Annotated in this window: 22 protein-coding genes; 9 read left to right on the top strand and 13 right to left on the bottom strand. The window is 62.6% G+C overall.

Annotated features, from left to right (window positions below; genetic code table 11):
* Positions 1-5: 5 nt before the first annotated feature.
* A complete protein-coding gene (locus ACM43_RS36590) occupies positions 6-332 on the top strand; it encodes an MliC family protein (RefSeq protein WP_157284639.1) in 327 nt (108 codons plus the stop codon).
* A 111-nt stretch (positions 333-443) separates the two neighbouring features.
* Here ACM43_RS36590 and ACM43_RS36585 read toward each other — a convergent pair whose 3' ends face one another.
* Positions 444-647, bottom strand: a complete 204-nt coding sequence (locus ACM43_RS36585) for a DUF2735 domain-containing protein (RefSeq protein ID WP_271546899.1) — start codon at positions 645-647, stop codon at positions 444-446.
* A gap of 540 nt (positions 648-1,187) precedes the next feature.
* Between ACM43_RS36585 and ACM43_RS36580 the strand changes: the two genes are divergently transcribed.
* The 3 genes from ACM43_RS36580 to ACM43_RS36570 all read left to right on the top strand — a co-directional run bounded on the left by ACM43_RS36580 (position 1,188) and on the right by ACM43_RS36570 (position 4,010).
* Positions 1,188-2,222, top strand: coding sequence for a glutamine synthetase beta-grasp domain-containing protein (locus ACM43_RS36580; protein ID WP_157284640.1), 1,035 nt, complete (start codon positions 1,188-1,190; stop codon positions 2,220-2,222).
* A gap of 195 nt (positions 2,223-2,417) precedes the next feature.
* Positions 2,418-3,119: a GrlR family regulatory protein gene (locus ACM43_RS36575; protein ID WP_271546897.1), complete on the top strand. Its 702-nt coding sequence runs from the start codon at positions 2,418-2,420 to the stop codon at positions 3,117-3,119.
* Positions 3,120-3,188: 69 nt separating this feature from the next.
* Positions 3,189-4,010 (top strand): tetratricopeptide repeat protein, encoded by an 822-nt coding sequence (locus ACM43_RS36570; RefSeq protein WP_271546895.1) that lies wholly within the window; start codon positions 3,189-3,191, stop codon positions 4,008-4,010.
* Position 4,011: 1 nt separating this feature from the next.
* On the opposite strand, the gene ACM43_RS36565 is transcribed toward ACM43_RS36570, so the two are convergent.
* Positions 4,012-4,464: a hypothetical protein gene (locus tag ACM43_RS36565; RefSeq protein WP_271546893.1), complete on the bottom strand. Its 453-nt coding sequence runs from the start codon at positions 4,462-4,464 to the stop codon at positions 4,012-4,014.
* 302 nt (positions 4,465-4,766) lie between these two features.
* Here ACM43_RS36565 and ACM43_RS36560 point away from each other — a divergent pair, with 302 nt between their 5' ends.
* Positions 4,767-5,471: a hypothetical protein gene (locus ACM43_RS36560; RefSeq protein WP_271546892.1), complete on the top strand. Its 705-nt coding sequence runs from the start codon at positions 4,767-4,769 to the stop codon at positions 5,469-5,471.
* Between the two features lie 60 nt (positions 5,472-5,531).
* On the opposite strand, the gene ACM43_RS36555 is transcribed toward ACM43_RS36560, so the two are convergent.
* The 4 genes from ACM43_RS36555 to ACM43_RS36540 form a co-directional block, all read right to left on the bottom strand.
* Complete coding sequence (locus tag ACM43_RS36555; protein WP_271546890.1) at positions 5,532-6,497, bottom strand: dienelactone hydrolase family protein; 966 nt, start codon at positions 6,495-6,497, stop codon at positions 5,532-5,534.
* A 238-nt stretch (positions 6,498-6,735) separates the two neighbouring features.
* On the bottom strand, positions 6,736-7,569 hold the full coding sequence (locus ACM43_RS36550; protein ID WP_271546888.1) for a hypothetical protein: 834 nt from the start codon (positions 7,567-7,569) through the stop codon (positions 6,736-6,738).
* Positions 7,570-8,134: 565 nt separating this feature from the next.
* Positions 8,135-9,007: a tetratricopeptide repeat protein gene (locus ACM43_RS36545; protein WP_271546886.1), complete on the bottom strand. Its 873-nt coding sequence runs from the start codon at positions 9,005-9,007 to the stop codon at positions 8,135-8,137.
* 1,137 nt (positions 9,008-10,144) lie between these two features.
* Positions 10,145-10,879 carry a DUF3750 domain-containing protein gene (locus ACM43_RS36540; protein WP_271547269.1) on the bottom strand — a complete coding sequence of 245 codons (735 nt, stop codon included), beginning with the start codon at positions 10,877-10,879 and terminating at the stop codon, positions 10,145-10,147.
* Between the two features lie 167 nt (positions 10,880-11,046).
* Here ACM43_RS36540 and ACM43_RS36535 point away from each other — a divergent pair, with 167 nt between their 5' ends.
* Positions 11,047-11,301: a hypothetical protein gene (locus tag ACM43_RS36535; RefSeq protein WP_271546884.1), complete on the top strand. Its 255-nt coding sequence runs from the start codon at positions 11,047-11,049 to the stop codon at positions 11,299-11,301.
* Between the two features lie 454 nt (positions 11,302-11,755).
* Here the strand turns inward: ACM43_RS36535 and ACM43_RS36530 are convergent, their stop codons facing one another.
* Positions 11,756-12,535: a class I SAM-dependent methyltransferase gene (locus ACM43_RS36530; protein WP_271546882.1), complete on the bottom strand. Its 780-nt coding sequence runs from the start codon at positions 12,533-12,535 to the stop codon at positions 11,756-11,758.
* A gap of 87 nt (positions 12,536-12,622) precedes the next feature.
* Here ACM43_RS36530 and ACM43_RS36525 point away from each other — a divergent pair, with 87 nt between their 5' ends.
* The gene (locus tag ACM43_RS36525; RefSeq protein WP_271546880.1) at positions 12,623-13,081 is read left to right on the top strand and encodes an Rrf2 family transcriptional regulator; all 459 of its coding nucleotides are present in this window, start codon (positions 12,623-12,625) and stop codon (positions 13,079-13,081) included.
* Positions 13,082-13,155: 74 nt separating this feature from the next.
* On the opposite strand, the gene ACM43_RS36520 is transcribed toward ACM43_RS36525, so the two are convergent.
* The 5 genes from ACM43_RS36520 to ACM43_RS36500 all read right to left on the bottom strand — a co-directional run bounded on the left by ACM43_RS36520 (position 13,156) and on the right by ACM43_RS36500 (position 17,945).
* A complete protein-coding gene (locus tag ACM43_RS36520; RefSeq protein ID WP_271546878.1) occupies positions 13,156-13,326 on the bottom strand; it encodes a hypothetical protein in 171 nt (56 codons plus the stop codon).
* Entirely contained in the window at positions 13,323-14,723 is a 1,401-nt protein-coding gene (locus ACM43_RS36515; protein ID WP_271546876.1) for an amidase, read from the bottom strand. Before ACM43_RS36515 ends, ACM43_RS36520 begins: the two co-directional genes overlap by 4 nt.
* Positions 14,724-14,754: 31 nt before the next feature.
* A complete protein-coding gene (locus tag ACM43_RS36510) occupies positions 14,755-16,104 on the bottom strand; it encodes a TRAP transporter large permease (RefSeq protein ID WP_271546874.1) in 1,350 nt (449 codons plus the stop codon).
* The gene (locus ACM43_RS36505) at positions 16,101-16,703 is read right to left on the bottom strand and encodes a TRAP transporter small permease subunit (protein WP_025035930.1); all 603 of its coding nucleotides are present in this window, start codon (positions 16,701-16,703) and stop codon (positions 16,101-16,103) included. The genes ACM43_RS36510 and ACM43_RS36505 overlap by 4 nt, the downstream gene beginning before the upstream one ends.
* Before the next feature lie 114 nt (positions 16,704-16,817).
* Positions 16,818-17,945 (bottom strand): TRAP transporter substrate-binding protein, encoded by a 1,128-nt coding sequence (locus ACM43_RS36500; protein ID WP_271546872.1) that lies wholly within the window; start codon positions 17,943-17,945, stop codon positions 16,818-16,820.
* 330 nt (positions 17,946-18,275) lie between these two features.
* Here ACM43_RS36500 and ACM43_RS36495 point away from each other — a divergent pair, with 330 nt between their 5' ends.
* Together ACM43_RS36495 and ACM43_RS36490 are read left to right on the top strand one after the other, a co-directional pair.
* Positions 18,276-19,556 carry an amidohydrolase/deacetylase family metallohydrolase gene (locus tag ACM43_RS36495; RefSeq protein WP_271546870.1) on the top strand — a complete coding sequence of 427 codons (1,281 nt, stop codon included), beginning with the start codon at positions 18,276-18,278 and terminating at the stop codon, positions 19,554-19,556.
* A 267-nt stretch (positions 19,557-19,823) separates the two neighbouring features.
* Positions 19,824-21,446, top strand: a complete 1,623-nt coding sequence (locus ACM43_RS36490; protein WP_271546868.1) for an ABC-F family ATP-binding cassette domain-containing protein — start codon at positions 19,824-19,826, stop codon at positions 21,444-21,446.
* On the opposite strand, the gene ACM43_RS36485 is transcribed toward ACM43_RS36490, so the two are convergent.
* Positions 21,443-22,426, bottom strand: a complete 984-nt coding sequence (locus ACM43_RS36485; RefSeq protein ID WP_271546866.1) for a glycerophosphodiester phosphodiesterase family protein — start codon at positions 22,424-22,426, stop codon at positions 21,443-21,445. The two genes, ACM43_RS36490 and ACM43_RS36485, sit on opposite strands and share 4 nt — an antisense overlap.
* Positions 22,427-22,441 lie beyond the last annotated feature (15 nt).

Here is a 22,441-nt window from a genome sequence, read left to right as displayed (position 1 = left end):
CGATCATGAGCCGGCACAAGGCCATTGTTTTGACGGTCAGTATGCTGGCGGGCGCAATGCTCGGTGCGCGGCAGGCCGATGCGCAGACCTTCCAGACCTACCGCTGCGCCGATGGTACGCAGTTCATCCTGGGCTTTTATGACTACGACAAACGGGCCTTCGTCCAGATCGATGGCCAGCCGGTGACACTCGCCAAGCGGCTGGCGGTTTCGGGGACGCGCTATTCGGGGGCGGGAGTCACGCTGAGGATTCCCAAGACCGGGCCCGCTACGGTCAAGCACCTGAAGCGGCCGGTTACGGCCTGCGCGGTGGTCGAAAAGCCCGGGATCTAGGCACGGGCGCGCCTGGAATTAAAAAGAGCCGAAACGCCGTTGTTTCGACCCTTTTTCAAACTGCCGCCGGCCGCTTGGGAAAGCCCGGCACTGTCAGACCAGCAGCTGGCATCAGCGTTCCCATTTGGGCTTGGCTTCGTCGACCGCATCCTGGTGATACCAGCTGTCGCTGCAGATCGAGACGTTCGCGGGCAGCGACGCCTGATCGGCGGGAAGACGGTTCTCGCCATAGCGGCGTCCGGCGAGGGCCGCACGGCCGCCGACGGGGAATTGGTAGATCTTTGCAGATCCGTGACTCAGACCATTGTTCATCATTGCGATTCTCCTTGGTCGAAGCGCCTTGGCCTCCATGGTGCGCCCGACTCGTTCGATTGTGGTTACTGGACTCCCCATATCGGCCGCTCATCCCCGATTGGAAAGTGCTGAAAAGGAAATCAGTTTCCGCTCAATTTGTAGGCAGGCAGCCTTCTGCATCCTCCAAGGCACACTGCCGCTGACCAACGCGTGGGCCATTCCGAACGTTGCTGGGGAGGGGTGGGGGAGTTCGCGAAAGTTACCGGACGTTGATGCGCGTTTCATCGGCAACGCGCAGGGCGGCGTCCGCTGCTTCTAAATCGGGCGTTTTCCGCCGGATTTTTGCAGCGCAGCTTCGCGCAAAGGTGCGCGGCTATGACGCACGGTGCCGTGGAGGGCTCGTCCGCGGTGAGGAGGAGCCGGAAGCGGTGGAGAACCGCCCGTACTGCGGCCTTTTGGCACGCGAAATGCTTGGGAAGCGCTGGCCGATGATGGCCGGGTACAAACGTGCGGGGGCCCTCCCGGGCCCCCAACCTTTCGCATCATCTACAGAGAGGCTCAATGACCAAGTACAAGCTCGAGTACATCTGGCTCGACGGATATACGCCGACTCCGAATTTGCGCGGCAAAACTCAGATCAAGGAATTCGCGTCGTTCCCGACGCTCGAGCAGCTTCCGCTCTGGGGCTTCGACGGCTCCTCCACCCAGCAGGCCGAAGGCCACAGCTCCGATTGCGTGCTGAAGCCGGTCGCGGTGTTCCCGGACGGTGCGCGCACCAACGGCGTGCTGGTGATGTGCGAAGTCATGATGCCCGATGGCAAGACCCCGCATCCGTCCAACAAGCGCGCCACCATCCTGGACGATTCCGGTGCGTGGTTCGGCTTCGAGCAGGAATACTTCTTTTACAAGAACGGCCGTCCGCTCGGCTTCCCCGAGTCCGGCTATCCGGCGCCGCAGGGCCCGTACTACACCGGCGTCGGCTACTCGAACGTCGGAGACGTCGCCCGCAAAATCGTCGAAGAGCATCTCGACCTGTGCTTGGCTGCCGGCATCAATCATGAAGGCATCAACGCGGAAGTCGCCAAGGGCCAGTGGGAATTCCAGATCTTCGGCAAGGGCTCCAAGACCGCTGCCGACCAGATGTGGATGGCCCGCTACCTGATGCTGCGCCTGACCGAGAAGTACGGCATCGACATCGAATTCCACTGCAAGCCGCTCGGCGACACCGACTGGAACGGCTCGGGCATGCACGCCAACTTTTCGACGGCCTATATGCGTGAAGTCGGCGGCAAGGAGTATTTCGAGGCGCTGATGGCCGCCTTCGAGAAGAACCTGATGGACCACATCGCCGTCTACGGCCCGGACAACGACAAGCGTCTGACCGGCAAGCACGAGACCGCGCCGTGGAACAAGTTCAGCTACGGCGTTGCCGACCGCGGCGCTTCGATCCGCGTTCCGCACTCCTTCGTCAACAACGGCTACAAGGGCTATCTGGAAGACCGCCGTCCGAACTCGCAAGGCGACCCCTACCAGATCGCTTCGCAGATCCTGAAGACGATCTCGTCCGTGCCGACCGACAAGAAGGCCGCGGCCTAAGATCCTCCCGGCCCGGGCTGGGGGGCTGGCCCGGGTTGGTGTTCAATCCGCCGGAGCGAAGGCTCCGGCGGATTTTTGCATTTTGATGACAACCGTTCCTGTGCCTGCCGACCGGGGCGCCGCGAAACTTGTCCATCGCCGCCGAAAGCGGGATAGAGTGCATCCGGATGCGCGCAGGGCCGGGGGACACGGCTGGTGATTGAAGGCTTCTACAAGGTGAGATTTCAGCTCGGCGATACCGTCGGCCGCAGCGTGATGCATGCCGGCGACGGCAAGATGCTCGGCGGCAATTCGGCCTTTGCCCATATCGGCACCTATGAGAAGACCGACAGCGGCGTCGACATCGTCATCAAGACCGTCCGCCATAATCCCGATCCGAGCTACCGCGCCATGGCGGGCACCGACGATGCAACCCTGATCGCGAAGGGCTGGGCCGACGGCGATCTCTATCGCTTCAAAGGCGAGCTCAAGGAGCTGCCGGGCGTGCCGTTTCAGTCGCTGATGACGCCGATCACGGACGAGGAGGTGCCGATCGCCGGCGGGGTCGGCGAAGCCGGCATCAGCGACGGTCTCTACTCCATCCATTTGCGCATGCTCGACGGCCTCGACGGCGGACTGACCGGAGTGATGCTGCTCAACCAGGGCCGCATCCTCGGCGGCGATGCGGCCTTCTACTACCTTGGCAGCTACACCGCCGCGAAGGGCCGCTGGAAGGGCCAGATCCTCAACCAGGAGCACACGCCGGCCAAGGACGATCCGATCTTCGGCGGCCACGAGGTCGGCATCGGCTTCTCCGGCAGCTACGACGCGGAGCAGGCGGTGCTGGAGGCAACCGCGCTGGCCGGCAAGCGGAGCTTGCGCCTGACCGCAGCGCTCAAGCTGATGCATCGCGCCTGAGCCACCCACCGCAGACGCGAACCGACTTGAGCCTTGAATTTGCCGAGCCACAGACGCAACGTGACGATGATGCGGACTTTCCTCCTTGCCATGCTCTTTGCGCTCGCCGCGCCCCTGACGGCGCAGACGCAATCGGCCGATCTCGTGTTGTGCGACCGTCTCGCCGCCGATCCCAGCGATCCCGACAAGCCGGCTGACGTGAAGGGCGTCGCGGAGATCGCGTCCGCCGACATCGCAACTGCAGTCAAGTTCTGCAAGCAGGCGGCAAACGCCTCGCGCCGCGCGATGTTCGCGCTCGGGCGCGCTTACGCGGCGAACCGGCAGACCGCGGAGGCAATCGCGGCATGGCGCAAGGCGGCCGACAAGGGATCGAGTGCGGCGATGGTCGAGCTCGGTGTTACCTACGCCACCGGCTCGGGCGTCGCCAAGGACGAGGCGCAGGCGCGTAAGCTGTTCGAGAAGGCGGCGCAGGCCGGCAACCCCCGTGGCGTCAGCAATCTCGCAGCGCTCGGTGGCGCAGGTGGCGCCGCGCCGGCCGATCCCGCCCAGGCTCGTGCGCTGCTCGGCAAGGCCGCCGAGACCAATGCGGAAGCGCAGTACCAGCTCGGCCTGATGTTGTCTGAAGGCGATGGCGGCGCAAAGGACGATGTCGCGGCGCGCGCGCTGTTCGAGAAGGCGGCGGCGCAAAACCATCCCGGCGCGCTGGAGCGGATGGGCGCATTTGCGCAGGAAGGCCGCGGCGGTGCGAAGGACAAGGACGCGGCGAAAGCCTATTACGAGCGCGCCGCCGCGCTCGGCGACGAGGATGCCAAGAAGGCGCTGGAGCGCATTCGCTGTCCCTATGCGATCAAGGACAAGCAGGGCAGGCTGGTCACCACGCTGTGCTTCTAGTTCACTTCATGTAGTAGGCGAGATCGTTGCGGGCATCGCGATAGGTGGTCTCGAGATAATGCGGATATTTCCGCGCGGCCTGTTTCACCGCGCGCGCCACGCAATCCTCGAAATCGGCGTTCCAGTCGAAGTGCTTGTTGTAGGCGTCTTCGAATTTGACCGCCGTGATGATGGCTTGCCGGATCGCCTCATCGTCGGCGCGCGGATGAGCGCGCTTCACATAGCCGAACATCGGCCCTTCATGGGCATGGGCGCGTTCATGGCGGTACTGGATGATGAATTGCTCCGGCGAGAAGGTGCGATTGACCCGCACCTCTTCGGCGGTCGGACGTCCCGCAGTCGTCTCCAGCCGGTAGCGTTGGCGCCAGAGCGCGTAGGCGGCATCGAGCAGCGGCTGCTTCGCGGCGCCGGCGATGATCGCGCTGAGCTCGTCCTCGGCTGATTGTGTGTCCATGCGCGATTGGTCGTGCGTCCGTGGGAGCAGGTTCGAGCCTGGCACCGATCGGCCGAGGAGCTTTTTTGGAGGCCGGCAAACAAACCCCCAAAATAACCCCATGCACAGTAGCCAAGTCTCTGAAATCATTGACTGCGGGTTTTACGAAGTGAAGTTTTGACCCGTCGGGCAAAACAGGGGCATAATGGCATCATGGCGGGCGGAGGTCCCCGGGGTGGCGATGCGCGCAAAAGCCGGTGGCTTCGCTGTGGCGTCGATGCTAGGTAGCCCGCAATTCATTTTCGATTTGCAGGTTCAGGACGTTGCTGGACGGGCTCTACAAGGTTGAATACGGCGTCAACGATGGCTTCGGCTGCAGCATCATGTGCCTGCATGACGGCAGGATGCTGGGCGGCAATTCGGGCTTTGCGCATCTCGGCACCTATGTCGAGCGCGACGGCGAGATCATCGCCCAGGTCATCACCGAGCGGCACAACCTCGACCCCAGCTATAAGCCGCTGGTGGGCGCCGACGTCGCCTCGATCGGAGCGCGTGGCCGGCTCTACGGCAACCAGATCCGCCTCGAAGGCGGCGCGGACACCATGCCGGGCGCCAGGTTCTGGGCCAATCTCACGCGCCTTGACGACGACGGCTTGCCGCCGAGCGGGACGGTCGGACCGGGCGGCATCGCCAACGGGCTCTATGGGATGCAGCTGAGGGCGCTCGACGGCGTCGATGCCGGGCTCTCCGGCGTGATGCTGCTGATCGACGGGCGCATCCTCGGGGGCGATGCGTTCTTCTACTATCTCGGCGCCTATTCCTCGGCGGATGGGCGCTGGAAGGGCGAGATGCTGAACCAGGAGCACACGCCGGCAAAAGGCGAGAACCCGGTGTTCGGCGGCCTCGAGGTCGGCATCGGATTCTCCGGGACGTGCACCGAAGACAGCGGCGAGCTCGAAGGCATCGCGCTTGCGGGGAAGCGAAGCCTGCGGCTCGCGGCCTCGCTGAGGCTGATGCGAAGAGCGTAGGTTGCCGATAATTCCGTCGCGTCTGCTCCGAAGGCGACATTCAAGTCGCGCATCTGGATGTCAGCGGCCGGTGCCCCAGGTTTTTTCCAGAAACGCGAAGATTCGTCGCTGCGCCTCGTGGGTTGCGCTGAGGTCGTATTGGTAGATCACTTTAGTGCCACGAAAATCGACTTTTGAGAACCCGTTCAGGTGCTGACAGTCCCAACAATGCGTAGCATTCGGGAAGGTGTACCACTCAACGGGTGCACCTGCATTCTTTGCCGCTTGAAGTTTGGGAATACATTCTTCAGGCGGCGTTTCGGTATCCTTATCGCCCATCAAGACCAGAGTAGGACGGTCAATCTTGGTCTGAACGATTTCATATGGAGGGCCTGCTTTGGGTTGGATTGAGAAGCAACCCGGATACACCGCCACAGCTGCTGTAAATGCTTCACTCCCTGGCGCAGCTGCTCGCCAATTGCTGCTGCTGCCCAGCAGCGCGACCATTGCACCCCAGGAAAACCCTACATGGGCGACTCGTTGCTTGTCGACGAATGGAAAGGCTCGTAGGTGATCAGCAGCCTGAAGAGCATCGCGGACGCCGCGCGGAAAATTAACGCCCTTCTTCACTTCCAAACACACCATATCGACATCGCGAGGTCCCAGGGAATCTATCAAAAGCACCACGAAGCCCTGCTGAACCGCAGCTTGCGCCCAGGCGCCCATCGACCTGTTCGGGCCGCCTTTGGTGCGCAGACCGGCGCATTGGTGGTGCAGGACAATAGCAGGAAACGGTCCCGCTCCCTTCGGTTTGAGCAAGATCATACGTGAACCGTCCGCTGGGCTAGCGGACGGCGAGTCCGGGAACGTCAGATCCTTTGCGCCCGTAGCGGCAGCCAACAACCCCTGAGCGCTGACATTATGTTGATTCAGCCAAACAACGGCAGCAATCACGCCGAGCCACTTGGCGAGCGCACGTGCTCTCTTGCGGTGAGATTGAATGAAATAATCCATATTCGCTGGGTTCAAAAATTTCTGCCGCCTCATGCCCATTTCCCCTGCTCGAACCGACATCATAGTGGGTCAGACCAGCGCTTCGATAGGGGCTCAAAGTGCGCGCGCATTCAAGATGACGGCCCGGCCATGTCGGCTTTGGGTCAAAGCGGTTCGACCGCTCTGCTCGTCCGGTCCGGTTTCTCTCTGAGAGCAGGCTTCGCGGCGGTTCATGGGCAGTTCGGCTGAGGGCCAAGGAGCTGACATTCGACGCAAACGCGCACCGGTCCGCTCACGGCGGCGGAAATATTCCTGCGATTGCTCCGACGACGTCGCGGCCAGCTGCCGGTCGATGGGATCGAACGAAGATGAAACGGGACGCCACGGATATATCCGTTTCGGAGCGACCATCCTGGCCGATGAGTATCAATCCGGCGCCGCCATTCGCTACATTCAGAATGATCGGCTCGCCGCTCCATGTCTTGATCGGGTCCATTCCGATGATGAGAAATTCGCCGATAGGCTGGTCGAAATATTGGAGACGCAATTGTGGGCCGACTTCGGCCGCAGCGAGTTCAAGGCCGAACTGCTGGGCGCGTGCGTAAACGTTAGCCAAAGTCACGGTATCGGACGTGAATCCAAGCTGCGCAGGCGATAGATCGAGAAGCTCCACATATGTCTTCCGAGAGCTAACGGTGAACGTCGGCCTAGCAAGGATTTCAGCGGCCTGACCACCGACATTGCAGCCCTTGCTATCGAGTTCGTTGCGCAAGGCAAGAGAGTCGGCGAAGGTCCCTATTGTGATCGTCTTCCATGTCGCAACGTCGCGCGCGGACTTAATAGGCTGTTGCGACACCGAGGCCGAGCGCGTCTTGAGCTTCAGCTTGTTTTGCAACACGTCGCGCGCCGCGCATTGAGCGGACGCGGCGCTCGCAAAGGAAATGACGCAGGCGGCCGAGAGTATGGAAGCCAAAACGTAGAGGAAAGGTCGGCTTGCTTGGTTATGACCTGCCGCGCACCGGGCTCGGCTTGAAAAAATACACATGGCAAATGACTTTTCAAAAACCTTTGGACTGGAAAATCCCGTTTCCGAGTCAGCGGAAGAACGGAGGGAAATGAGGTCCAATAAACATTTCACTGCCCGCTTTTTGAATGCGTCCGGAGGCGGGGCTCATGGCCAAGTATTGCAATTTCCAAAATGGCAGGCAGCCGGACGCTGCGCCACCGTTTCGAGGCGGTGCCCTTCTAATCGGGCTTCTTCCGACCGTACTCCGTTTAACCAAGGCAGCATGTGAACCAGCTCACAGCCTCCTTAGACGCGTGCAGTCGCCTGATTGCACCGTTTCGAACAAAGGCGACAACTATGTGTCAAGAACACGAATGGCACCGAACGCGTGAGCTGCGGGAATCCTGCTCAACCAAGCGATCAGCAGACATGCTCGTTTCAAGAAAGCGCAACACCGGGGGACGCCTGGATGTCGCCCTGCAGGAACTCTCGCAGACGCGTGAAGTACAGACAGAGCTTGCCCCTTGCGCGGCGTCGCAAGGGGCGGGCGGGACAGAGTCAATCCCCCTCGGCGTGCAACAAGTCACTCTGTTGAAACGCCTTCATTCAGCCGTTTTAATTTCCGCCTCGAGGCAAAGGCAGCCCTCGCAACCCGGAATGACCTGGATCAGGCGACCCTTGATCCTTACTTCGCGCGGAGCCTCTGCAGCCGCTTCACGGCTAATTCGTCGCCTGGATGTAGTCTTAAGACGGTCTCATAGTCGCGATACGCACGATCAAGCTCACCCGCCAGTTCATAGTCCAGGCCTCGGTATCTGAGGGCTGTAGTCGAATTGGGGTCGAGTTCGACAGCCTTATCCAAGCTTTCGATCGCGGCCTTCTCATTCTTCAGTTTGAGATGAGCGGCTCCGACACCCACGCGAAGTCGATAGGTATCGCTTAGCGTGAGATGTCCGAGCGCCAACGCCTTGTCGTAATCCTCCAGCGCGGTTTGCGGTCGGTCGGAACGATTGTAGGCCTCGGCCCTTCCGAGCATGAATAGACCTGATGTCGGCGCAAGCTTTATCGCTTCGTCAAACCGTTTGATCGCTTCGTCGAATTTGCCCTGCTCCATGAGCGCCAGCCCCTGACCGTTGGGGAAAGCCCCGTTATCCGGGAACAGCCTCCCCGCGGCGGTGTAGTCGGCTAGCGCAAGTTCGAAGTGACCTCGGTGGTGATAAAAAACGCCGCGGTCCAGATAAGCGCGCGGGTCGGTAGAGCCGACCATTTCGACGGCCGCGGTAAGGTCGGCTTCGGCTTGATCCCATCTTTTTGCAAGCTGAGCGGTTACACCCCTCATCCGCAGCAGCTCCGCCCGGTCCTTGAGGCTGATTTGCCGTTCGAGTCCTTTGGAGTAGATTTGAATGGCTCGGTCATAGTCCAGTTTGCTTACGGCAACGGCAGCCGCCGTCTGGTAAGTCTCGGCATCGGACGCAATTGCCGCAGAACAGAAGGGCCAGAGCACGGACAGGAAGGCAATCCCGCGCAGGACCCGCCGCAGCTCCAAGCCCACTTTCATTTGCTTCTCCGGCCTGAAAAAACGTTCTTGCCGATGGTAACTCAATCGGCAGCAAGGCCCATGGAACGCTGCAACGTTAACGCGGATTGCGGTTAAACAATCGTCAAGCGAGTAGAGGCCATTCGCCGTTGCCGTTCTCATCCGGAGGAGGCCGCCTCAAGCGGGCGTCTCGAAGGATGGCCGCAGCGAAAAGCTCTCAAATGCCAGTCCTCCGTTGGATCCAACCAGTTGCAATCGCATCCGCCCAAGTGCGCATTCCTTTGCTGAGGGCGAGTTCAGCCATAGGCGCGTTATCGTAAGGCACGTACCGGATGGTCGAGAGCCACCCTTTCCGAGGTACTCCAAAATTGCGTAGCAAGCATGCGGCGTGCCGACTTCAACCACGTAAGGAACGGGCGTCCTTCCGTCGTAACCGGGCAATCCAACGCTGCCGGGATTCACGACAAGTCGTCCATCTCTCAAAGGAACGATTCTAGGAATGTGAGTGTGTCAGCACAGGATAACCTGGGCGTCGATCCCGTCGGCTTCTGGCTCGATGGCCTCGATTGGACTGGGGCGCATATCACCTTCGCGACTTACGTAGTCCAACCAAAAGGCAGCATCGTTTCGTGGCGACGCATGGCACAAGAACACATGTTCTCTGTACGTCAGCGTCGGCGGCATGCTGGCCAACCAATCGAAATGCCGACGTTCGAGCTGTCGGAAAATCGCTGCGAGCCGATGTGCCAGTCTGCCAGAGCTCGACGAGGATTCGATCCTGATCGCCCCGCACGGACGGAAAGCCTCGCTCAATCAGGAGGTCCGCAGTTCCGGCCGCCTCCAATGGGCCGCTGACGTGATCACCGAGATTAACGACCTCCGTGCATTCAGCTCGTTGGTAGAGCGCCAGCGTCCCATCGCTGCCTCCAGATACGGGCGAAGCAGGATGGGTTTCGCAAGGGCTTCAACCCATCCTACGTGCTTGCCGATGTCAGCAGGTAATTCTCGTCGCCGATGCTGAGCAGCCGCAGGTCACAATGGAAGAGGGCCTGGCCGCGATGCGGCAGAACGAGGTTGAGCTCGCCAGTCTATCTGCCCACCTGGGCGAGCATCGTCTCCTGATGACGAATGTCCGGCCAACCCAGCATTCGCTCTCTATCACGACAGGCCGGGGGTTACCCCAAGCCGACCGAGACCGGGGAGCTTGAGCGCCGGGCGTCGGATGTCGATGCCGAGCACGGCGCCGAAGAAATTGATCTCCAGACCTTCGACCCAGCCGAGCGAGAAGCCGATGTATCCGGCAAGCGAGGCGTAGATGCCTGTGCCGGACGCCGTTACGCCGAACCATTTGCCGGTGTACGGGAAGTCCTTGCCGATCGCGGTCGGCGGCAGCACGGCGCGGAGTTCGGGGACGGAGTCGAGTGCGGCCTGCACGAAGGTGTTCGAATTCGGACCAGGCCAGACGCTGTAATCTCCATAGGATCGAAACCTGTAGTTTTCGACCACATCTCTGATTTTCGGGATCAGCGCCTCCGCGCGCGCTCCATCGACGGCCACGATGATTTCCGGCACGGCGCCGAACCACCGCCCATCCGGAGCGAAGCCGTTGGTGCGGATCGGCTCGCCCCAGGCCGTGTAGTCGTACCTTGTGTAGGTCGGCGCATCTTTCTCCTTGACGACGATCCAGGTGTGGATCGCGAAGATGCCGCGCCATCTCACCGTTCTTGCTCCGAACACCCGGATGACCGCCTCACGGTGATCGGCCGCGGCGGTCAATAGACCCGCGCTGGAGCGGTCGGCCGTTTGCCAGTTCTGGCGGCCATCATCCAGCCAAAAATATCTCGCCGCCGATGCGGCAAGCGGTGCGAAGACGAGGAACAGAAAGATGAGCAACGGCTTTTTCAAGGGAGCGGTGACGGCGGGATCTTCAACAAGCATATAGTTCGCATCAATGCCGACGCCATAGCCGCCTCCGGTCGTCGAACGAGCCTGTGACCTCGGTCGGACGGGCACCAGATCAGTTGAGTTGTTCCGCAATCGTCATCGGATGGAGCTCGCGCATGGACATGAAGGAAGCCGCGGCAATGACGGAAGCCTCCGGGCTGACGGACGATCAAGGCGGCACGGAGCGGACCTCAGGCCTGCGGCCGGGTTCCGGAGAGCGAGGCGGAGTTTTTGCTCCGCAGGCCCGCACGCCGTCGCCAGAGCCGGCGAAGCGATGGGCTGATCAGTTGCGCGAGGTGACGGTGAGGGCGCCGTTACGGTCCTTGCTCGTCGCTTTCCTGGCCGGAGCATGGATCGCCCGCCGACGATAGGAATGGTGACAAGGAAGCCAGCGGTTCAGGCGCTGGCATAGGAAAGGGTGGAAGATGAGGGTTCTGGTTTTGACCGCGACTGTCCTTCTGGGCACGATCTCGTTTTCCATGGCGCAAAGCTCAGGAGGTGGTTCAGGTGGTGCTTCATCCGCTGGAGGGGCGGGCGCAACCGGGTCGGGCGGCACGGCTGGCTCGACGCTCTCAAACGGAACGACGCTGAGCGGAACCGGCGGTTCGCCGGGGCCCAACACGCTCAATGCAAAGGGCCAGGGAACGACGGGCCAGAGACTCGGCGTGACCCCGCCCGGTCAGGAGGGCGGCGGATCTCGACCGACTTACAACACGCCAGCCGCAAACGCCGCCATCCAGCAGCTTGGAAACACCAACACGGGCATCCTTAAGAAGTAGCGACGACCAACGCGAGTTGGATTGTCCACGCAAAGGCGGTTTGTATTCATCGTTCAGCGACGCCAATGAGTGCGGTCGAGCATATCGGCAGCACCGGACGACCATCGGCTCTGGCCCGCACCTCGGCAATCACCGCAGCCTTTTCGCTGTCGTCCAGGCTGGTCCAGTCGGGTGACATGCCGAAAAGCGTGTCAGGCGCGTCGAGCGCCGCCACGTTGAGCAGAAAATCATGAGTCACCACGTCGATCCGGGGATCGCGATAGCCGGCAGTGACGAGGGCGCGGGCGAAATCGTCCGGATCGCTCATGGCCTGAACGGCTTCAGGCATTGCCATGCCCGGCCGATCAGGGAACAGCTTTTGCCGCACTTCGCCCAACAGGAGGAAGGTCGCCGCGCCCCGATCCTGCCAGGTCGCAACCACGCCATGCCCGCCGGGGCGCGTAACCCGTCGCATCTCTGCCAAACCCTTGCGCCAATCGGGGAACATGATGACACCGAAGATCGAAAAGACGGCATCGAAATGCGCGTCAGGCAAATCGAGCGCCTGTCCGTCCATGACCCGCGCCTCCACATTGGGCAGACCAGCAGCTGCGATGCATCCCACCATGCCGGGCGAGAAGTCGGTCGCCAGGACACGTGCGCCGGTGCGAGCGGCTGCCAGGGCGAGCGCGCCGGTGCCGGCTGCCACGTCGAGAACATGACTCTGAGGCGTCAAGGTTACGCGCGCCAGCGCCGCCTCCGCAAACAGGGCGGTGAAAGGGTGCGCGGTCTCTCGATAATGCCTGGCTGCGCTGTCCCAGTGGTCTGGATGCTCAAACTGTCGCACGTCCGATACCTCACGAGTCATGTAACTTTATATGTATCATGACTGCGTGCCCTTGCCAATGATGGGATGCATGCGAAAGATCAGCCGATGCGAAACGACAGCCGCCTTTCCCGAATGCTGCATGTGCTGCTCCACATGGCGCGCCATGACGGACCCATGACGTCGGAGGCGATCGGCGCGATGCTGGGGACCAATCCGGTCGTCGTTCGCCGCACATTGGCGGGCCTGCGCGATGCGGGCTATGTCCGATCGGACAAAGGGCATGGCGGCGGCTGGGTCATCGCGTGCGATCTCGAGCGCGTGTCGCTTCTCGATGTCTATCGTGCGGTTGGCGGTCCCCGGCTATTTGCGATCGGGAACGAGCACTCCAACCCAGACTGCGCGGTCGAGCAACTCGTCAACGCAGCGGTGGACGATGTCCTTCGCGATGCCGAAGCATTGCTGGTCGAGCGGCTGGGCGCGGTGAGCCTCGCGAACCTGAGCAAAGGTCTCGACGCGCGCTGCGCAGGCGATCCCAAGTGGCAGCTCGAACGGGTTGGCCGCTAAAGCTCTCTTCTTGTCGCAATTCCGGCTGCTCCGGCCAATGCCGAGAAGTGAAGCATCTTCTTGCCATGGGGCATTCAACGAGGCGCGCCGTTCGTCCGCAGGGATCGAACGAAATCGATCACTGCCAGCACCACGACGCAGACAACGATGACGATGAGCGGAATGGCCTTGATCCAGACCAGCAGGATTCCAAGAAATGCGATCATGAGCGCGAGGCCGATGAGTCCGGTGATCAGATTGGTCATCGCACTTTCCTTTTCTCGGCGCCGGGAGCGGAGTTCGATCCGGCGCTCGGGGCGTTGCGCCGACCGCTACCACGCGTGCGCCCGATGGTCTTGATCAGCCAGTGCGCCGTGCGCAAGAGGCGGGCGTCGTTGCCGCGGCGGCCGACGAGCTGGACGCCCAGCGGAAGGCCCGTTTCCGAGCGCATCAATGGCAGGCTGATGGCGGGTACGCCGAGATAGGTCCAGAGCGAGCAGAAAGCCGGGTTGCCGGTCGTTTCGATTCCGGGTGCCGCGCCCGGCGCTGCGGGCGTCAGGATGGCGTCGTATTCATCGAAAAGGTGGTCCAGGGCCTGGTTGAGCGGCGCAATTCCGGCCAGAGCGTTGCAATAATCCATCGCAAGATGCGCGCGGCCGCGCGCGATCGCCTCACGCAGGCGCGTGCTCAGCCTGTCGCCGCCGCGCTGGTCATCGCGCCGCAGATTGTGGGCCATATCAACTTCCATGATGATGCGGTGCATGTCGACGGCCCCGTCGAAGCTCGGCCCAAGCTCGACCTCGCTGCACGCTTCGCCCAAAGCGTCGACGAGCTCGGCAAAGGCTTCACGCATCTCCGGCTCGGCCTGATCCCAGACCGGAGAGCGCACGAAGGCAAATCGCGGCGGCAACGGCGGCTCGCTCGCCGCGATCACAGAGAATGGCGGGCGCGCAACTGGCCGGGTGTCCGGATCCTCCGGGTCGAAGTCGACCATGACCTCCGCCAGCAGGGCCGCGTCCTCGACGCTGCGCCCGAACACGCCGACATGGTCGAGCGTGCGCGACAGCTGGAGCGCGCCGCTGCGTGGAATGAGGCCATGCGTGGGCTTGAAGCCGACCACGCCGCAGAAGGCGGCAGGACGGATCACCGAACCGTTGGTCTGCGAGCCGATGGCACCCGGCACCATCAGCGCCGCGACGGCCGCGGCGGAGCCCGAGGACGATCCGCCGGGGGTGTGATTTGGGTTGTGCGGATTTCGGGTCTTGCCTGGATTGTAGTACGCGTACTCGGTGGTCACCGTCTTGCCGAGGATCACCGCGCCTGCGGCCCGCAGACGCGCCACGGCCGCCGCATCGCGCCGCGGCGTGCGTCCGGCCCACAGCTCCGATCCGAATTCCGTCGGCATGTCGCCGGTGTCGAAGATATCCTTGATGCCCACGGGCACGCCATGCAGCGGGCCTGTGGCCTTGCCGTGCTTGCGATGATCGTCGGCCGCCTCGGCCTGCCGCATCGCGTGGTCGCGATCGAGAAACGCCCACGCCTGGATATCGCGATCGACCTCATCGATGCGCCTGAGGCAGTCGCCGACGAGCTCCACCGAGCTGAGCCGGCCGTCGCGGATGCCGGCCGCAGCCTCCGCGAGACCGAGCGCGTTGAGACTCATGCGCAGCCTCTCGTCGGTTTGCCGGGTCCGCTCATCGCGCCCCATAGAGATAGCTCGGCAGCCACAATGCGATCCCCGGGAAGATGTAGACCAGTGCCATGGTGAGGAAGACCAGGCCGACGAACGGAAGCGCGCCGGAGAAGATGTCGGTCAGCTTCACCTCAGGCGGCGCCACGCCCTTCAGATAGAAGGCCGCCATCGCGACCGGCGGCGTGTTGAAGGCCGTCTGCGTGTTCAGCGCCACCAGAATGCCGAAGAAGATCGGATCAATGCCGTACTGGGGAAGCAGCGGCAGGAAGATCGGCACGAAGATGATGATGATCTCGGTCCATTCCAGCGGCCAGCCGAGCAGAAAGATGATGAGCTGGGTCAGCAGCAGGAACTGGATCGGCGAAAGGTTCATCGACGTGAAGAACTGCTCCACCACCGATTGTCCGCCAAGGACGGCAAATACCGCCGAAAACGTCCAGGAGCCGATGAACAGGTAGCAGACCATCGCCGTGGCGCGCACGGTCAGATACACGGATTCGCGTATCATCTCGTAATTCAGCGAACGATAGGCGGCCGCCAGCACGATGCTCATGAGGGCTCCAATCGCGGCCGCCTCGGATGGCGTCGCCAGGCCGAACAGGATCGCGCCGAGCACCGAAACGATCAGCAACGCAAGCGGCAGGAACGACGTGGCGAGCGCCCAGATGACCTTCGAGGTCGGCACGTCGGTCTGCTCGCGCGGCAGCTTCGGCGCGAGCGCGGGATTGATGATCGCGCGCGTCATGGCATAGAGGACGTACAAGCCGGCCAGCATGAACCCCGGAAAGAATGCTGCCGCGTAAAGCTTGACCGCCGAGACGCCGGCGGTCGCCGCATAGACGATCAGGAGAATGCTCGGCGGGATCAGGATGCCGAGGCAGCCACCGGCGCAGACGACGCCCGCCGACAGCTTGGCGTCATAGCCGGCTCGCAGCATCGCCGGCAACGCCAGCAGACCCATCAGCGTGACGACGGCGCCAACGATGCCGGTGGCGGTGGCGAACATCGCGCATGTGATCAAGGTGGCCACCGCAAGCGCGCCCGGCACGTTCTTCATCGACAGCTGCAGCGAGTAGAACAGGCGGTCGAGGATGTTTGCGCGCTCGATCAAATAACCCATGAACAGGAATAGCGGAACCGCCACCAGCACGTCGCTGGATGTGACCTCGAACGTCTTCTGCACCAGAAGCGTGAAGATGCGGTTCTGGAAGAAGTCCTGACCGGGGGTGTAGTAGGCATAGTAGCCGAAGGAGACGCCCATCGCCATCAGCGTGAAGGCGATCGGGAAGCCGAGCATGATGATGAAGATGAAGAGGCCCAGCATCAGCATGCCGAGTTGAGGATCGGTCATGCGCCTGGTCCCTTTTCGCTCTGCGGCTCAGCCGCGTGCTGCTGATGTTCGCGGATGACGAGGCTCTCGGTCTCCTCCACGTCGTGCAGACGTTGCGGCCATCGGCCGGTGCGGATGCACAGCACACAGCGGATGATTTCGGCGACCCCTTGCAGGAACAGAAGGAAGCCGGTGAGCGGGATCAGCGCCTTCAGCGGAAACACCGGCACGCCGGCCGGACTGAAGATGCTGACTTCGCGGAAGCGCACCGACATCTGGGCGTAATTCCAGCCCGAATACATCAAGGCCGCGATCGCCGGCAGGAAGAACAGGATATAGAGGACGAGGTCCATCGTCGCCTGGGTGCGCGGCGACCAGAGGCGGTAGACCACGTCGGCGCGAACATGGCCGTTTCGCGAGAGCGTGTACGCGCCGGCCATCAGGAACATCGCCCCATAGGTGATGTAGCTGATGTCGAAAGCCCAGGTGGTCGGCGCACGCAGCACGTAGCGCACGAATACCTCGTAGCTGACACCCAGGGTGAGGACGAGGATCAGCCAGGCGAACGCCTTGCCTACCCACGTGCTGAGCTCATCGATGAAGAACAGGAATTTCGTCATGCGAGCTGAACTCGCTGCGAGCAGTCCATCCGGATGTCCCCCTCCAAATCGTGGGCGGCGCTTCAATTGCGCCGCCCTCGCGATAAGACCTGACGCGATCCCCCGCGACAGCCGTCAGACCTTGAGCACGCCCGGGAAGTGATGCTCGAAGGCGCCGCGGTAATCCGTCGCGTTGTTCATGTTGTAGTAAACCACGCGGCGCACCCATTCCTTCTGCGAGTCCATGACCTTCTTCATGAACGGATCCGAGCCGAGCTGGGCGATCAGCCCGTCCCAGGCCTTGATCTGCGCGTCGAACACCGACTTCGGTGTCCGCTGGACGTTGACCTTGTCCTTGTTGATCAGCTCCTGCAGGTCCTTCGAATAATAATCCATGGCCTTCCATTCGTTGGCGGAGGACACGGCTTCGGCGGCGTATTGCAGGATCGCCTGCTGTTCCTTCGGCAGCGCGTTGAATTTCGTCCGGTTGAACATGATCTCGAAATATTCCGTCGCCTGATGATGGCTGCCCATCATGTAGTTCTTGGCGACATCCTGAGCGCCGAAGCGGCGGTCCGAGGTCGGGTTGTTGAACTCGAACCCGTCGATCACGCCGCGCTCCATCGCGGGCACGATCTCGCCGCCGGGCAGCTGCGCGACCGATGCGCCCATCGCCTGGAAGAGATCGGCGGCCAGACCCACCGTGCGATATTTCAAGCCCTTGAGATCGGCGTCGCTAGTGATCGGCTTCTTGAACCAGCCGAGCGGCTGGGTCGGCATCGGCATCGCGAAGAAGCTCTTGATGTTGACGTTCATGATCTTGGTCTGGAGCTCCTCGAACAGCTCCTTGCCGCCGCCGTTGTGGATCCAGCCGAGGCCTTCGTTGGCGTTGAAGCCGAACACCGGGCCGGTGCCGAACAGCGAGGCGGCCTTGTGCTTGCCGTACCAGTAGACCGTCACCGTGTGTGCCGCGTCGATCTGGCCGCCATGAACGCCGTCGAACACCTGGAACGGATGCACGACCGAGCCGCCGACCAGATAGTCGATGCGCAGCCGGCCTCCGGCCATCTCGTTGACGCGCTTCACATAATCTTCGGCCATCTCGTTGAAGACATCGGCCTTGCCCCACGAGCCCTGCATCTTCAGGGTCGCTGTCTGCGCCCGGCTGATTTGCGGCATGGCGATGGCGGCAGCGCCGGCCGCGCCGGCGGTCAGCAGGAATTTCCGACGAGTTGTTCTGGTCTTTTCAGACTTTGCAGTCATTGACGTCCTCCCTGGCGGCCTGGTTTTTCGAACGCGCTTCAGTGCGCTTGCCGTTGTCAACCGCTGGAGGTATGCCGCATTCCAGCGACTTTGATCACAGTTTGGACGCATTGCCGGCATCCGACAAGCCCTGGTGTCGCATTATTGGTCTTAGACGTTCGACTCCAGGCAGTCCGACATTCACGCGCCTGTCGCGGCGCAGCATAGGATTGGATCATCCGGGCTTCATTTCCAATCCCGTTCGTTGTGAACTCGACTGTGGCGGCGGAAGCGGATCTGGTCATCCAGCCCGGCCGTCGCCATCAACAAAAGCACAGAGGGGGGATCATCATGCCTGCATTGTCACGCCGCGATTTCCTGGCACTCTCGACGTCGGCGGCAGCCGTCGGCCTCGCCGCGCCCGCGCGCGGGGCGATGGGGCCGAACGACAAGTACGATCTGGTGATCCGGGGCGGCGAGGTGCTCGATCCCAGCCAGTCGCTGCGCGCCAGGCGCGATATCGGCATCCGCTGGGGCACGATCGAGGCGGTCCAGGAGACGATCCCGGCCGAGCGCGCGCAAAAGAGCATCGACGCCGCGGGCAAGCTGGTGATGCCCGGCCTGATCGATCTGCATTGCCACGTCTATCCCTACGGCTCGGCCATCGGCATTCCCGCCGACGAGCTGGTGCAGTTCCAGGGCACGACGACCGTCGTGTCGGCGGGCGATGCCGGCGTCAACAATCTGGCGGCGCTGCGCCGCTTCATCGTGGCCCAGACGCGGGCGCGGATGTACGCCTTCGTCCACATCGCCAATAACGGCCTGTCGGCGTTCCCGGTCGCCGAGCTCCACAACATCGACACCGCGCAGACCGAAGCCTGCGCCATGGCACTGGCCGAGAATTCGGACTTCCTGCTCGGGGTCAAGGTACGCATGTCGGAAAACGTCATCTTCAAGCACGGGCTCGAGCCGCTCAAGCGCGGCATCCAGGCGTGCGAGATGTGCGGATGGCCGGCGAAGATGATGGTGCATATCGGCGGGGTCGAATCCAAGGAGCTGATGTCTGAGATCCTCGACCTGATGCGCCCCGGCGACGTGCTGACGCATGCCTATTCGGGCGCCCCGAACATGTCGAGCGTCTTCACGAATATCGTTCAGGACGGCAAGCTGCTGCCTGCGGCTCTCGCGGCCAAGCAGCGCGGCGTCATGTTCGACGTCGGGCATGGCGGCGGCAGCTTCGATTTCACCGTGGCGGACGTGGCGATCCCCGGCGGATGCGCTCCTGATACCATCTCTTCCGACATCCACGTCTTCTCCGGCAATTCGCCGGGCATACCCTTCCTGCCCAACGTGATGAGCAAGTTCATGACGCTCGGTTTCACGCTGGAGCAGGTGGTCGCAATGGCAACGACCGCGCCGGCCAAAATCATCAACCGTGCGCCGAAGATCGGCACGCTTCAGGTCGGTGCGCCCGCCGACGTCGCGATCATGGAGCTGGTCGAGGGACCCGTCAGCTTCGTTGATACGCGCAACAACAAAAGGGAAGGGAAAGCCCACCTCAAGCCGGTCCAGACCGTCATCAACGGCGTGCCGTTCGGGCGGCCCTATCAGGCTCCTTTCTCAGTGAGATAGAGAGCCGATCTCAAGCCTTTTTGAGATTTCGGCGAAAAGTTCTTACAGGCCGGGCGTGACCCCGAAGCGGCCGAGGCCGGGCAGCTTGAGCGCCGGGCGTCGGACGTCGCCTGTGCCGGACGCAATTGGCCCGACCCATTTGTCCGTAGGCCCCAAAGCCGAACGGTCATGGGCCGAATGGGCCGGATCCCGGCCTGTCCCGGGCTTCCCCTTGCAGCCCGCATGCCGTATGACGCTGCAACGCAAAAATCCCCCAAAAATGACCTCATGATCCGCCTCGACAACGTCAGCAAGCAAGCCGGCCACCAGATCCTGTTCATCGAAGCCTCCGCGGCCCTCAACAAGGGGGAGAAGATCGGTCTCGTCGGGCCGAACGGCGCCGGAAAGAGCACGCTGTTCCGGATGATCGCCGGTGAGGAACTGCCCGACGAGGGTCAGGTCTCGATCGATCGCGGCATCACCATCGGCTATTTCAACCAGGACGTCGGCGAGATGAGTGGCCGCAGCGCGGTGGCCGAGGTGATGGATGGCGCCGGTCCCGTCAGCGAGGTCGCTGCCGAATTGCGCGAGCTCGAGGCCGCCATGGCCGACCCCGACAAGGCCGACCAGATGGACGAGATCATCGCCCGCTACGGCGAGGTGCAGCACCGGTTCGAGGAGCTCGACGGCTATGCGCTCGACGGCCGCGCGCGCGAGGCGCTCTCCGGCCTCGGCTTCAGCCAGGAGATGATGGACGGCGACGTCGGCAAGCTCTCCGGCGGCTGGAAGATGCGCGTGGCGCTGGCGCGTATTCTTTTGATGCGGCCCGACGTGATGCTGCTCGACGAGCCGAGCAACCATCTCGATCTCGAAAGCCTGATCTGGCTGGAAAAATTCCTGCACGATTACGAAGGCACGTTGCTGATGACCTCGCACGACCGCGAGTTCATCAACCGCGTGATCTCCAAGGTGATCGAGATCGATTCCGGCTCGCTCACCACCTACACCGGCGATTACGAATTCTACGAGCAGCAGCGGGCGCAGAACGAGAAGCAGCAGCAGGCGCAGTTCGAGCGCCAGCAGGCCATGCTCGCCAAGGAGATCAAGTTCATCGAGCGCTTCAAGGCGCGCGCATCGCATGCGGCGCAGGTGCAGAGCCGGGTCAAGAAGCTCGACAAGATCGAGCGCGTCGAGCCGCCGCGGCGCCGGCAGAGCGTGGCGTTCGACTTCCTGCCGGCGCCGCGCTCGGGCGAGGACGTCGTCGCACTCAAGAACGTGCACAAGGGCTATGGCTCAAAGCGCATCTATGACGGGCTGGATTTCATGATCCGCCGTCGGGAGCGCTGGTGCGTGATGGGCGTCAACGGCGCCGGCAAATCGACGCTGCTCAAGCTGGTTGCCGGCGCGAGCGAGCCGGACGAGGGCACCGTGGCGCTCGGAGGCAGCGTCAAGATGGGCTATTTCGCCCAGCACGCAATGGATCTGCTCGACGGCGAGCGCACCGTGTTCCAGTCGCTGGAGGACGCGTTTCCGACCGCGGGCCAGGGCTCCTTGCGCGCGCTCGCCGGCTGCTTCGGCTTCTCCGGCGACGACGTCGAGAAGCGCTGCCGCGTGCTCTCGGGCGGCGAGAAGGCGCGCCTCGTGATGGCCAAGATGCTGTTCGACCCGCCGAACTTCCTGGTGCTGGACGAGCCCACCAACCATCTCGACCTCGCCACCAAGGAAATGCTGATCAATGCGCTGTCGGATTTCGAGGGCACCATGCTGTTCGTCTCGCACGACCGGCATTTCTTGGCGACGCTGTCGAACCGCGTGCTGGAGCTGACGCCTGATGGCATCCACCAATATGGCGGCGGCTACACCGAATATGTCGCGCGCACCGGACAGGAGGCGCCGGGGCTGCGGAGCTAATCTCTGCTGTTGCCGGTGAGCCTGGCGATCGCCTCGATCTCGTTGGTCCAGATGCCGCCGGAATAGCTTTGCGGCAGCCGCGCAAGCAATTCCGGCGTATCGATGCCGGTGGAGAACTCGCCGCCGCTGTAGGGGCCGAGCGCGAACACAGCGCTGTTGACGGCGTTCATGCGCGCGAGAAAGCGATCGGGCCAGCCCCATAGCCAGGGGGCGACGTTGATTGGCACCAGCACCATCGCGTTGCGGCAGGCCGCTGGGACGAGACCGGTCCAGCCGTATCCGATATAGCGTGCCAGGCAGCTTTTGATAGACTTCCGCGAGATCGTGCGGACATCCGGGGCGAGGCGACGGATCACGTCGATGGGCTCGTCGCCGCCATAGACCATGATGGTGCTACGCCGCCCGGCCGACAACGTGGTCAGCACGCCGGCAAGTTTCTCGCCTTCGTCCGGGTCCCGGCTCTTCACGTTGATGAGCAACTGCTTGTCGGGGAAGGCGGCGAACACCTCCGACAAGGTCGGCATCATGCCGACACCTTTGCCGCGGAACGGGAAGGTCTTGCCGGCGTCGGCGGTGTAGCCGTAGCCGATATCGAGCGTCTTCAGCTTTGCCATGCTCTGCGCGCGGGTGACGCCGACGCCGTCGGTCCGGCAGTCGAGCGTCCAGTCATGGAAGACGGCGAACTCGCCGTCACTGGTCGGGTGCACGTCGAGCTCGACGACGTCGGCACCGGCCGCGAAGCTCGCGCGCATCGAGCGCAGCGTGTTTTCGAGATAGTCGTGCGCCGGCGGCAGCATCCGCGCGGCGGTGCAGGTGTCGTTCTTCAGCTCGCGCTCGTCAAATCGTTGCGCCATGCCGCGATGGGCGAGCAGCACGGGCTTGCCGTCCCGATGTGGCGCCAGATGGCTTGTGTTGTTGACGTAGATTGCAGCTGCGACGGCGATCACGATCGCCGCGGTCACTCTCAGTTTCCTGCCCACCGGACATTCCTCATT

The sequence above is a fragment of the Bradyrhizobium sp. CCBAU 45321 genome, assembly GCF_028128975.1.
In the GTDB taxonomy this organism is placed as follows: Bacteria; Pseudomonadota; Alphaproteobacteria; order Rhizobiales; family Xanthobacteraceae; genus Bradyrhizobium; species Bradyrhizobium yuanmingense.
Note: the sequence above shows the minus strand (reverse complement) of the source record. Positions and strands in the feature narration are given on the sequence as shown.